The organism is Nocardia sp. NPDC052316 (assembly GCF_044547795.1).
Taxonomy (GTDB): domain Bacteria; phylum Actinomycetota; class Actinomycetes; order Mycobacteriales; family Mycobacteriaceae; genus Nocardia.
Genome location: NZ_JBIUBB010000005.1, coordinates 73,916 through 86,012, shown reverse-complemented (window position 1 = coordinate 86,012; position 12,097 = coordinate 73,916). Strand labels below are relative to the sequence as shown.

10 protein-coding genes are annotated in these 12,097 nt (G+C 60.6%); all 10 read left to right on the top strand.

Features of this window, described 5'->3' with window-relative positions; all coding sequences use genetic code 11:
• The first annotated feature begins 11 nt into the window (after positions 1 to 11).
• The 10 genes from ACIHA7_RS23970 (at position 12) to ACIHA7_RS23925 (ending at position 11,825) form a co-directional block, all read left to right on the top strand.
• The gene (locus ACIHA7_RS23970) at positions 12 to 455 is read left to right on the top strand and encodes a hypothetical protein (protein ID WP_397293214.1); all 444 of its coding nucleotides are present in this window, start codon (positions 12 to 14) and stop codon (positions 453 to 455) included.
• 50 nt (positions 456 to 505) lie between these two features.
• Entirely contained in the window at positions 506 to 1,279 is a 774-nt protein-coding gene (locus ACIHA7_RS23965) for an N-acetylmuramoyl-L-alanine amidase (protein ID WP_397293213.1), read from the top strand.
• Positions 1,279 to 1,482, top strand: a complete 204-nt coding sequence (locus ACIHA7_RS23960; protein WP_397293212.1) for a hypothetical protein — start codon at positions 1,279 to 1,281, stop codon at positions 1,480 to 1,482. The genes ACIHA7_RS23965 and ACIHA7_RS23960 overlap by 1 nt, the downstream gene beginning before the upstream one ends.
• Entirely contained in the window at positions 1,483 to 1,782 is a 300-nt protein-coding gene (locus ACIHA7_RS23955; protein ID WP_397293211.1) for a hypothetical protein, read from the top strand. It begins immediately after the preceding gene.
• A 49-nt stretch (positions 1,783 to 1,831) separates the two neighbouring features.
• A complete protein-coding gene (locus ACIHA7_RS23950; RefSeq protein ID WP_135233928.1) occupies positions 1,832 to 2,140 on the top strand; it encodes a hypothetical protein in 309 nt (102 codons plus the stop codon).
• A 230-nt stretch (positions 2,141 to 2,370) separates the two neighbouring features.
• Positions 2,371 to 5,364, top strand: a complete 2,994-nt coding sequence (locus ACIHA7_RS23945; protein ID WP_397293210.1) for a hypothetical protein — start codon at positions 2,371 to 2,373, stop codon at positions 5,362 to 5,364.
• Positions 5,357 to 5,908, top strand: coding sequence for a hypothetical protein (locus ACIHA7_RS23940; RefSeq protein WP_397293209.1), 552 nt, complete (start codon positions 5,357 to 5,359; stop codon positions 5,906 to 5,908). The genes ACIHA7_RS23945 and ACIHA7_RS23940 overlap by 8 nt, the downstream gene beginning before the upstream one ends.
• Positions 5,909 to 6,927: 1,019 nt before the next feature.
• Positions 6,928 to 9,999: a polymorphic toxin type 15 domain-containing protein gene (locus ACIHA7_RS23935; protein WP_397293208.1), complete on the top strand. Its 3,072-nt coding sequence runs from the start codon at positions 6,928 to 6,930 to the stop codon at positions 9,997 to 9,999.
• A 3-nt stretch (positions 10,000 to 10,002) separates the two neighbouring features.
• Positions 10,003 to 10,644 carry a GAD-like domain-containing protein gene (locus ACIHA7_RS23930; protein WP_397293207.1) on the top strand — a complete coding sequence of 214 codons (642 nt, stop codon included), beginning with the start codon at positions 10,003 to 10,005 and terminating at the stop codon, positions 10,642 to 10,644.
• A gap of 944 nt (positions 10,645 to 11,588) precedes the next feature.
• On the top strand, positions 11,589 to 11,825 hold the full coding sequence (locus tag ACIHA7_RS23925; RefSeq protein ID WP_397293206.1) for a hypothetical protein: 237 nt from the start codon (positions 11,589 to 11,591) through the stop codon (positions 11,823 to 11,825).
• Positions 11,826 to 12,097: the final 272 nt, after the last annotated feature.

Genomic DNA, 12,097 nt, shown 5'->3' with positions numbered 1-12,097 from the left:
CGGAGGATCTGATGCCATTCGTCATCGCCGCTGGAATACCAGCCTTTCTGCCGGTCCGGATGACGAAAACCGGCACCCAGCCGATGCCCGAGGCATGGGGCCTTATCAAGAATTGGACGGCCGACACCGGTGGATTTCCCGGCTCCGTCGTCGTCAACGACGGCCTGCGGGCGGTCGGCAACAAGAGTGCCGCGACGGTGACCGCCTCGATCCCGTTTACGGGCGCGACCACCGGGTTCGGCGGTCCCACCCGGCTACAGGCTCGGCTTCGCGTCAACTCGACGATCGTCGCGACCATAGATCCGCCGGTCGAAGGCCCGTCGGGCACCTTGACGGTCAACGCCACCGTCGACATCGCCGAAGGTGATCTGGTGACCGTGGAGGCGCTGGCGGCGCCTGCTTCGGGTGGGGCGGCGGGCACCGTCTCCGCAGGCGGGTACGTGCGGATTCTCTGATGCGAACGTATTGCCTTGCGGCCCAGTAACTTGCAGAAAGTAGGACATCTATGTCTTGGACCGGTGATCCGGTATGGCTCGCGGACGTGCTCCGCGAGGAGGGTCTGCGGGTCGTCGAATTCCCCGGGTGGCGCGAACGCGGCCACGGGGATTTCGGTGACATCTGGGGCATAGTCGCCCACCACACCGGTAGTTCACATTCGCCGGCGACCGAAATCGCCTACGGCATACCTTCTTTGGCAGGCCCACTGTCGCAGCTGCATCTGGCGCAGGACGGCACGGTGACCGTGGTGGCGGCCGGCGTCGCCTGGCATGCCGGCGCGGGTTCCTGGCCCGGCCTGCCGGAGGACAACGCCAACTTCCGCACCATCGGCATCGAGGCCGTCAACAACGGCACCGAAGGCTGGTCGGACGCGCAGTACGACGCCTACGTCGGCTGCTGCGCGGCGATCCTGCGCAAGCTCGGCCACGGCGCCGACCGCGTCATCGCCCACAAAGAGTGGGCCGGACCCAAGCAAGGCAAATGGGATCCCGGCTGCATGGACATGGACCAATTCCGCGCCGATATCGCGGACCGACTGAAAGGCAGTGCACTGATGGCACTTTCGGACTCCGAGCAGCGTGAACTGCTCGACAAGCTGCGTCGGGTGCACTTCGAGCTCACCTACGGCTTCCAATCCCGAGTCGCCGACTCGGAGTACCGCGACACCGTCGCGGGCTACGTACTCAACTCCGACGCCGCCGACTACCGCAACGAACAGCGCCTCAAGGCGCTCGAACTCAAGCTCGACCGGCTGCTCGCCGCGGCGGAAGGACGGATCTGATGAACCGGATTCCCGAACCCGCCCTGATCCGTTCGGTTCTCGTCGCCGTCACCGGAGTCGTCGCCTTCATCGTCGGCCACCAGATCGACGCCGCGTGGATCGAAGCGGTACTAGCCGTCTACGGCCTGCTCACCCCCGTGCTCGCCGGCCTGCTCATTCGACCGGCGGTGACCCCGGTCGACCGGCAGGAAGGCAGGCTATGAATGACCCAGCACTGGCTGAATCCCGAACTGGTGCAAGCCTTCGGCATCGCCGTCGCCACCGTCATCGGTGCGATCACCGCCTGGCAGGCGCGTGAGGTAAGCAAACTCCGCACCCGCGTCGAGATCCTGGAAACCCAAGCGGCAGACGACAAGAAACGCTTCCGCGAAGCGATCCGCCTGATCCGCGCCCTCCAGCAACACATCGACGAACTACGCGGCTTCCTCCGCCTGCACGTCCCGGGGCAAGAGCCACCCAAGGCCCGCTACAAAATCCCTTCCTCGCTACAAGAGGAAATCTGAAGCAGCACAACGTCGCTCACCACGGCGACAGCACAGAAAGCGATTTCCCATGCCCGAAACCTTCATGGTCGTAGAGGTCCAACCCACCGTCTACGGCGACACCATCCACATCCCCGGCTTCAAACGAATCCAGGAAGTCGAATGCGACGAGCGATCCAACACCGTCCGCCTCGTCATCCGCTACGACAACACCAGCGTCGAGGTCCACAAGCTCCGCATCGGCATGGGCGGCGACGAGTTCAACGGTTACTGGGAACTCGGCGTGAAGCGCCTCCGCGACGGCCACCAGATCCTGTACTACGAGCACAAGGTTTACCGCAATGGCACGTGGATGGCAGTCGACCCGCCCGCTGCGTAGGTAGCCGTCAACCCCCGGTCGACACTCCACCAAGACAGCTCAATATTCCCGAAACGATCAGCGGCCCGGACGGTTCTGGGCCGCTTTGTCGTCTTTGCGGACCGCCGCGCCGGCTGCCGCTTCTCACATCCTGATTGCGATCGAGGTCCGTTATGGCGAGTGATTCGGTGCGGCCGAAGCAGAACGAGGTGGCCCCGTGGGCGTCGGCTCGTATCTCACACTTGTCCTCGTTGTCGACAGGTGAGGCGACAGTTGATCGTACGGCATCGGTAGGTGCGGGCGGCGGTCGTGTCTACAACTTCCACGGCATGACCGCGACATCTTCCGGCCAGCAACTGGCACGAATATTCACGGGCAAGGATTTGGTCGAGTCGGCTCGCCCGATCGCGAATTCCATAGCTGCGGTGCCTGATTCTGTCCCGTTCCAGGCCCCAGAAGCGCAGCCCTCAGGCTCGGGACCGCCAAATGGACCAGTTGTCATCACTGGGGCAAAGCCCATCGGTTTCGATAAGGGACTGGGCTCACCTGGCCCCACCACCAAAGAAGAGTCGGACAGGCTACAGGCCGAGATCGACGCGAACGACCGACGGATCCGTGAGAACAACCAGCCGAAGGAGCCCCCCTCACAGGCGCCGGTGACCACCACGCCGCCCGCGGTGTCGGTTCCATCCTCACTTGAGGAGCTGGCGGTGCCCGGCTCCGGCGCGGCGTCGCCGCCGAGTCCACCGACACCTCACCAGGGGGGCCAACCCGTCCCGGGCGACGGCCAATCGAACCCCAGCCAGCCGGCGATGAAAGCCCCCTCGGTATTCGAGCAGATGTATGGGGGGATCGACGGAAGTGCGCCGGCTCCGGCCCCCACGTCGGTTCCGTCGCTAACCGAGTTGGCGGCACCCGGTTACCAGCCGCCCAGGGTGGTCGAGCACACAGCTACCGGTGAAATCGTCGTCGTGCAATCCGACGGTTCAACCGTCCGCGTAGATCCGAGAAATCCGATGTTCGGCTTGTTGTTCGGAGGACTGCTCAATCCGGACGGATCCGTGCCGACTCCCGAAAATGTGCCTTCTGATCAGCAGATGGCTGGTCCAGGGGCACTGGGTAAGGACTTCCTCGGTCTGATCATCGCCATCGGCAATGGTCGAGACGGCAGGTTCGCGTTACCCGGCGGCGGCGAGTTCACTCGATCGCTCGTCAACACACCTGCCGGGTGGAAGACGATGTATGACGTCACCTTCGCTGACGGCGACAAAATGAGTTGGGCGAATGACGGCATCCGAGTCGGCTGGCAGAACAACGAAGGCGACCACGTCACAAAAGCCCCGCTGGGTGACACCCAGCGGTCCGCGCTAGCTGAGGCGGTCCGGCTACGCGATGCCCAGTTGCAGGCAGAGGAAGCTTACAGCCGTGCTTATGGCGCGGACGCTTCGAAATCTCGAAATCCCGCAGACGTTGCCGCCCTCGCTGAGGCGCAGCGCCGGGTCGACATGCTGTCTTTGCTGCAAGGGGATCCCAATGCGCTGATCAAAATAACGACGCGCGACGACGGTACGTACCGTCAGATCAGTCTGACCGATGCCGAAGGTGTCGAACGAGTCATCACGGCGATCGACGACCTATTTGCTCCCGGCAAACTATTCGAATTCTACCGCCACCCTGACGGATCGCTGACCGATCGCGACGGGAATCAGTTGATATCCGTCGATGGCGCGCAGCTCCATATAGGTAAAGATGGTAAAGCAATCATTCCGCCTAATCCAGCTGCCGAGCATCCGGAATTTTACAACAGTGCGCAGCTGCCGAGAACCCATGGCGAGGTAAACGTCAGCGAAGTGCGCTACGCCGGCGGAAAGCGACCCCCGTTCAGTTCAGAGGGCACCGGAGAATTCGTGAAGCTCCCCCAATCCGAATTGTACGCGGAGCTCATCAAGATTCCCGTGCCGGAAGGCGTCTCCGCGACGGCCATGTACAAGGTCGAGGGCGGCGGAATTATCGTCGAAGACGAGAACGGCAAGCGCTGGGCAACCGATCCTGGTAAAGCGAAAACCGTCGGCGACGAACTGCTCGGCATGCTCATCGAGCTCGAACTCATGGCCGCGGGGGAAGGCGTCGGCTGGCTTGTCGGTAAGGGCATCGCCGCTGGCGTCCGGGTAGTGGGGCGGGCGGCCGCTCGCTCTGGTACCGGAGCGGCCGCGGAAACCGCTGCCTCGGCCACCAAGGTCGGCGACGAGATCGTCGGTACGGGCGGCACTCGAACCGGCACCGAAACAGCTGAGAGCGCAGCAACATCTCGTGCCCCCAAGGGCGAGCCCGCGAGTCCGCCTAGTCCGATACGTTCGGAGCGGCAAGGCGAACTAGTAATAGGAGCGCAGCTCGACGAGGCGTTAACTCCACCGCCGGTCGATCGGAGTGGGCAGTCCGTAGGAACGGCGCCGAATGCAGGGGGTCGGCCGGGAACTGACGTGCCGCACCCGACAAGCTTGGCACAGGGGGTTGATATCCCCGGCCCTGTGGGCCAATCAAGCAATGCCGCAGCGCGACACGACGGTGCGACCTTCAGCCGTCTAATCGAGGCCAATAAAGGGATTCGTAGCGAGCCTATAATCCGCGCTGATGTAGACCCGGTAAGTGGTGCAAACAAAAAGGCTCGAGCTGACTGGCCAAAACGTACACTGTCCAATAGTGAGACGACCGGTACGGTGAACGAAGTGCCTTATACTCAGAAGTCTGCCGCGTCGAGCGGCGAGCCGCCGGGACTCAAAGGAACGCCTGGGCAGAATCTTTCTCAGCTTCCTCCGCCGGGTCAGCGGATATTCAAAACTGAGATTGTTGAGCATGATCGCACCTTTGATTCCGAGCCGAAAATAGTAGAGAACTTGACACGGGATATCCTGCGATCGTCCTCCGGGAAAACAGCGGCTGAAGTCGAGGAAGCGATCGGCCTTGCGATCAACAGGGCAGTGAAGGACGGACGTGGCCAACCTGTCGACGCGAAGGCGGTTGTCGACGACGCGGCTCATCAGCTGGGGGCGGACCTATCGAAGATCGATCTTGAAGTGAAAATGGTGATCGACTTTCCGCGGGGCAGAACGAATATGCCTCCGCATGATCAAATTTGTCCATCATGCCAGAAAGTATTGAGAGACTTCAAGAACATATTTGGTGGTAGGGTGAAGGTCACTGCAAAGAATTTGGATAACGTGACGCTATGGGGTACTCATGAATGACGAGGCTGCTGCGGCAGGTGTGATTCGCGATCTGTTCGATCACGCCGTTTCCGAAGGGTTTCGCGCCGAGACGGTCGAAGGTGCCAGCGATGTGGAAATCAATGCGATGGCCGCAGCGCAGGGGGTCGACATGGTGCCGGCGGCGGTGCGTGAAGTGCTGCGAATCCTTGGTAGGAATGCGGGCTCCGTCCTGGCCGGAACTGTGTTCGGTGTGCGTGGCCCGGACGCGGACGACAAGCAGGGCGCGCTGTGGAGCCTCGAGGAGGCGGCCGAGCATGAGATCCGAGATCCAGCAGGCCTTCTGGTAGTTTCCGAGGCGGGAGGGTACAGCTATGTCGTTATCGACGGCAGCGATGTTGGCAAACCGAATCCGCCGCTGTGGGAGATCACAGAGTCTGGGGTCGTCACACGCCGCCGCGAATCAGTGACCGAATGGTTCAGCCTCCTCATGGACCGAGTGGTCCAGGAGAAACATCGCCTGGCAGAGGATCGTGCCAAAGGTTGGCCGGACCCCGCAGGCGAGAAGAACTACAGGTGGGATTAGATCTGTACGTCCATTCGAGTGGCCGATAACGGACCGCTCTTGGGGGCATTGTTCGCAGTGGTTCCACCTACCCATTCGAGACAGGTAGTCACACTGCCGGTGTCAAGGTTGCTCGCTGCGGCAGCGAGCAAACCTTGATACGCGACAGTTGCTCGCCCAGGTCGATTTGCGCAGGCACGGCCGAGGCGAACGCTATAGGCGCGCCAGCTTATATTCATGCCGCGCTGTGCGCTAGGGTTGGAGCACGAACGGCGACCCTGTCGGGGAATGCGTGAGTGGCGTCCCAGCGGCCAAATTCGTCGATGCCAGCGATTCGACGCCGGAAGGTCTTCGCTTTGGCAAGTTATTGGGACGAAAATGGAAATCTGATCTGGGACACAGGTGCCTGGGGATGTGTGCGTGGGATGCAAGCTGCGTACTCCTCGAAAATGTCCGGTGCGAGCATTTCTGAAATTTAGCAGCAGTCGCGGGAGGGCTGTCGCATCTCGGCGCGCTATCCCTGGTTCGAAATCTGCGGTACCAGGGTGTTGTCGAGTGATGCCGAAAATGCTCACCGCGGCCGATGCTGCGGGCACGCCGTAGGCACTTCTGCTCTGCAATACGTGCACAAGCAGAAAAGCCTGAGCAAAGAACAGAAAACCATCCTGGTCATTTGATTCGATCCACCGTGTCACATCTGCCTCCTTGCGGGTCGAGGATCTACGCCCTTTCTGGAATTAATCGGTGTATTGAGGTGCCGAAATGGCGAATCGTGATTCTGTCCGGCCATCGCCGGACGGTGTTCCTGGCTGTGCTGACAAAAAGCGTTGTGGCATAGGCTGATTCGCTTGAAGAGGGACTCGGCAGACGGTGTTCGACTTCTACCCGAATGATGCCGGCGAGTGCGGGCGATCCGGTTCCACCACAGGCTGATACCACGACGAACCGTCCGTAATCGGCGCCCAGAATGTGACTCGACTTCTCGCGCAGCTGTTTTTCCCTGCCCCAGTCCGCTTTTCGATATCATGCGAGGTGCTGCTATGTCGCGTACCGACATCATCAGACCGGCCACAAACAGTTCCCCGGCTTGGGTTGCTGGCCGTGCCGCGAACTTGTCGTCGCTGACTAACAGCTTTGCTGCATCGACTGATTCGTCTTCCGGTCAATCGAGTGGCCGGAGATTCGATTTTCATCGGATGACGCCGGCGTCGGCGGCTCGGAAGGTGGAGCGGATCGATCTCGGGCGTGAGCTTGTCACATCGGCGACCAAGATTGAAGAGACAAGCACCGTTCATGCCGCGCCTATCAGCAATGTTCAACTGATCAATGGACCGGCGCAACCGGGTGTGACGACACCGCCGAAGCTTCCGTCGCAGCCTGGTGTGACGACGCCTCCGTCGCAGCCTGGTGTGACGACGCCTCCGTCGCAGCCTGGTGTGACGACGCCTCCGTCGCAGCCTGGTGTGACGACGCCTCCGTCGCAACCGGGAGTGACGACGCCTCCGTCGCAGCCTGGTGTGACGACGCCTCCGTCGCAGCCTGGTGTGACGACGCCTCCGTCGCAACCGGGAGTGACAACGCGCCCGTCGCAGCCTGGTGTGACGACGCCTCCGTCGCAACCTGGTGTGACGACACCCCCGACGCAACCGGGAGTGACGTCGAATCCGAATCAAAACCAGCAGCCTGGTGCAGGGAATCAACAGCCTGCGCAACCAGAAGCTGCTCCTGCTCCGGACATCTTTGGCCTGCCGGACACCAAAGGCCGCAAGCCAGGCGACGAGTGGGACACGACGCTGCCTGACGGCCGGATCGTGCACAACCGAATTCCGTTCGGAAATGGGAACCAGACTGTCGATCAAACGATTCCCGACGGAAAAGGTGGTTTCACCACTTCCCGTGTAGCAGGTAATGGTCAAGGCGGTTGGCAGCGCTGGAATCTTAACGCCGACGGGACCGCCTTCTATGGTAGCAAGTACACGGCCGAGTCGGATGTGTACGGCCAGGATTACAATTCAGGCACCTCGACCTCGGGAAGGCCGGATCGGGCCTATGTGTCGACACCAGACTATAAGGGCATCAAGAATCCGTCCTACGACAAAGATGGAAACCTCGTTGGTATTGACGTCGCGGTACCCAATAAATACGGAATGTTCGACAACTATCATTATGACAACTACGGCAACCTCACTATATCGACTGCTAAACCAGACGGAAAAGGCGGCGTAGAAAGCACCTTCATCGGTCAGTTCGATACTAATGGCGAAGGGTGGCAGCTCGGCCCGGACGGCAAGCCGTGGGATGTTGGCAAGGATCTGCAAGGCCGCATCACCATGGGTCGGACCGAACAGACCAAAGAAGGCACCCATGTCTATTTTATCGATCACCGCGGTGTCATGTTCGATTCATTTTACGGCACGGGATCGAACAAGTCGTACACCGATATCTACAACGAGGTCGACAAAACAATCAACCGGAAGTTCCGTGACGGTGCATCGGCAGTGTACGACGCAACCGGCAAGCCCATATCGTTCGAACTTCCACCGGACCGGCGGGATTTTGTCGAAAAGGGTTGGGACTGGACTGCCGGTGTCGGCAATAGTCTGAAGGCCTGGGGTTCGGATCTAGTTTCCAACTTCAATTTCGCACCCGGGCTCCAGGCTGCGGCCAACCCGATGAACCCGGCCTATCAGGCCGCGGCCGCCACACATTATGAGCGGTCGATGAACGCTGTCGCTGCCCCTGGTCGTCTGCTGTGGGACGGCGTCGTGGCATCTGGCACGACTGTCGCCGACTGGTACCGCTACAAATTCGGCGGTGCCTTCTACGGCTTGAGTGGTGATCCCTACACCCCGTCCGGCCGGGCCCGGTTGCAGGTGGCACAGGCGCAGATGGACAAGGCCCCGGCCGACTGGGAGGCCGCCCTGGCCGCCACCACGTTCCTGCCCATCGGCGGCGCACCTGTTCGTGCTGGAACGACCGCATTGCGCGCTGGTGAAGTCGCAATCGCAGAAGCCGCCGCAGCGGCAGCGGCTAGACGGGTTCCGCCATCGATAGTTGGTCGGGCGCTGCCCAATTTGAGTGGGTACAACCCTTTGCGAAACATTCCAGATTTCGCGAAGAACAGTTTCGATTCCATACGCAATCTGCCAAGTTTCGCCGCCAACGGATTGCGAAGCGTACCTGGCGTGACCAACGCAGGCGAAGCGCTGCGTAACATCCCGGCCAACTTGGTGTCGAGCATCGAGCGATTCCGTACTGTTCCTGAAAGGTTCCAGGTCTGGCGCGATGCGAAGATCGAGGGGTCCATCGAATTGATGGCACGTCTCGAAACGACGGCTCGCGCCAGCGTTCACAATACGCGTTCCGGATTGCACGAATTACTGACTCTTGGTCCCCGCGTCGAACCACAGTTGGTCACCGGAGCCCGCCGCTTACCTGAGCTGGATAATCTTCTCGCTGACGTGCTGCGAGCCCGGTTTGCCGCGACCCACGGCCCGGGCGGTGGTTTCCTCCCACGATTCAGTGGCCCGGTGTCCATGCCGAACAACGCCTTCGGGCCCGTACGGCCGCGGGCAACACAGAAGCATACAGTGAATTTCAACCGAGGTAAGACCGACAATACTCGGCATAAGATTGGTGAGACTGCCAGGCAAATTGATGGGCAGATCGCTGGGGTCAACAAGATGACCGCCAATGAGCTGCTGCACAATATGAAGACGGTCTCGCGGAAAGGTAAGGCCCAAAAGGCGGCAAACAAAGAGTACAAAGCTGCGATTGAGGCCCTAGAGGAGAAGAATGCTCTTCGGCTGCTGTACGAAGATCCAGCAGCTCTAGGCGGTATGACGCCGGAACGCTATGCCAAGGAGCGGACGAAGAAACGTACGAAGGACTTGGCAGCGCTGCATGAACCGGACATCGTTGCCGGCGGGCTCGACGTCATCGGGCTCGACGTCATCGGGCTGCCCAAGATGGGAGACACTTTTGTGAACTCCTCGCTCGGCAGCCAGTGGGCACATCGTGGGTTGGCGGACGACCTGAGACGGTACGCTGAGGACTTGGTTCGGTCGGGCCAAGGCGACCATTTGTTGAATGTCGAGTGGAGTTTGAGGTAGCAGATGCCTTTTCCTGTCAAGGATATAACCCAGAAGTGGGGTCGTCCGAGTTTTTCGGTTCCTGCTCCCGAGGAACGGTTCGAGAAGTATGCGGGACAGGTTCCGAATTTTCTGCTCGACCTGTGGCGTGAGCTCGGATTCGCTGGCTTCCGGAAGGGGTTGATGTGGCTTTGCGATCCTGAGGAGTGGCAGACGACGGTGGACGAGTGGACGGCGGGTGTCGACCTGCCGTTCGGTGACGACAAATGGGTGGCGGTAACCAGATCGGCGTTCGGCAGGATGACACTCTGGGGGCAACGGACCGGATTGAGCCTGACGGTCATCCCTTACAGCGGTTGGTTATTGCCTATGGACATGACCAGCGACATGTCGGATGACTTCGGGCGCGATGTACAGATTTTCACCTCGTTGAGGGCGGCGAGCGGTGATCTCTTGGATCCGGATGGTGACGACGATAAACCGCTCTTCAAGCGGGTATTGAAGCGGTTGGGGCCGGTTGGTCCGGACACCATGTATGGGTTTGTTCCGGCTCAAGCGCTCGGTGGGCCGATGCTGCCCGACCACGTGCAGATTGTGGACGCGACGGTGCACATGCAGCTCCTCAGCCAGATCACACCGCGAACGACCATGATCAATCCGTACTAGGTCATGTCTCCCAATCCGATTCGCGGGGTCGGGCATCACGTTTGCCTTGGCGACGGTCGACGGTGATCGGTAGCAAGTTCCGACGGACAAGCAGTGGGAGTTGCTGGGGCTTTTGTTACAGAAATCCGATGTTCAGGTTGGCTGCAACTTCGCCAACAGTCGGCTGGTGATGGAGGGGTAGTTGTTTCTGTTGCGGACGGGATGCATCAACATGGCGCCAACGCATCCCGCAGTGACCTGGGCCCCGCCGACCCGGACAGTGAATTATGAGGTAGCCGATCACACCATCGGCCGGTCGCGGGGCGGGCTGACCAGCAAAGCGGTCCAGCAGAAAGCGCGCATCGTTGCCCCGCGAATCGTGAAGATGACGCCTGAGGTGTGCAGTCGGGGGTGCTGCACACGCCGAGGGGCGTGGCGGTTACCGACAAGGAGATCTGGGTAGCCGACTCGTACGGGCCCAACGGTTGGGCCTGTGATGCGGTCCCAGCGAAGTATCAGGCGCTATTCGGCGAATCCGCTTGTGGCGTTACGTTCATTCTGTATGCAATGAATCACAGCATAGCCGCTTGATTGCTGGTGGAAGAAAATATCATCAGTCGATGAATCGTCAATCAATTCAGGGTGTGCTGCTCGGTTGCTGTTGAGAGTATCGGTCATCTCTGGGACGTGATTCGACATAGCTATTGCGCCAGGAATGCACCGGTTTCGGACGTCTTTCAACCATGCCCCGAAATCAAATGCCGGTAGAAACATGGGCGCGAACTGGCAATGTATCAGCTTACAGTTTGCAAGTTGTGCACCCATCAATTTGCAACCTACCGGCAATCGCTGACCGAAATCCGCGATCACTGAACAGTCGCTGACCTCCGAATTACCGTGATAGAACTGGCTGCGGTCGATACCAAAGGGTTTCGGCCTGGATATTCGGTAAAGGAAGCAACTGAATGAAGAGAACGCGTGTATTCGGGATCGTGCTGGCGGCAGCTGCCGGCGTCCTCATCGCCGGGTCGGGCATGGCGACCGCTGACGCGGCACCGGGGCTGAAACTGGAGCCGGGCACCGTGGAGCCGGTGGTCGCGCCGGGTGAGCCGGATCCGACCGGCACGGGCTCGAGCAAGGCGATCGCCGACATCATCAAGCAGCTGTCGAGCGGCTCCGGCAAGGGCACGCCCGCTCCGTAATTCGCCGGAGCGTATCGGCCCCGCGTATGTGGGGATGGACGGCGGGGCGTCCAGGATTTCAGGGAAGCGGCCCGGAGTGATCCGGGCCGCTTTGCCGTGTCCGGGACCAGCCGGCAGTTGGATAGCTGAGTGCTGACTGGGCCAGGTTGGTGGTGCAGTGCTCTCCTCTTTCAGAAGAGATTTCCCAGGTCAAAGCGCTGTGCGCACCAACACATGCACCCTTGTCTACCTATCGCAATACACTTGACCAGTTAGCTGGTGGGATTCCAACG

Coding starts and splice junctions, on each gene's coding strand:
- ACIHA7_RS23970 (WP_397293214.1), top strand. CDS start 12: ATGCCATTCGTCATCGCCGCTGGAATACCAGCCTTTCTGCCGGTCCGG.
- ACIHA7_RS23965 (WP_397293213.1), top strand. CDS start 506: ATGTCTTGGACCGGTGATCCGGTATGGCTCGCGGACGTGCTCCGCGAG.
- ACIHA7_RS23960 (WP_397293212.1), top strand. CDS start 1,279: ATGAACCGGATTCCCGAACCCGCCCTGATCCGTTCGGTTCTCGTCGCC.
- ACIHA7_RS23955 (WP_397293211.1), top strand. CDS start 1,483: ATGACCCAGCACTGGCTGAATCCCGAACTGGTGCAAGCCTTCGGCATC.
- ACIHA7_RS23950 (WP_135233928.1), top strand. CDS start 1,832: ATGCCCGAAACCTTCATGGTCGTAGAGGTCCAACCCACCGTCTACGGC.
- ACIHA7_RS23940 (WP_397293209.1), top strand. CDS start 5,357: ATGAATGACGAGGCTGCTGCGGCAGGTGTGATTCGCGATCTGTTCGAT.
- ACIHA7_RS23935 (WP_397293208.1), top strand. CDS start 6,928: ATGTCGCGTACCGACATCATCAGACCGGCCACAAACAGTTCCCCGGCT.
- ACIHA7_RS23930 (WP_397293207.1), top strand. CDS start 10,003: ATGCCTTTTCCTGTCAAGGATATAACCCAGAAGTGGGGTCGTCCGAGT.
- ACIHA7_RS23925 (WP_397293206.1), top strand. CDS start 11,589: ATGAAGAGAACGCGTGTATTCGGGATCGTGCTGGCGGCAGCTGCCGGC.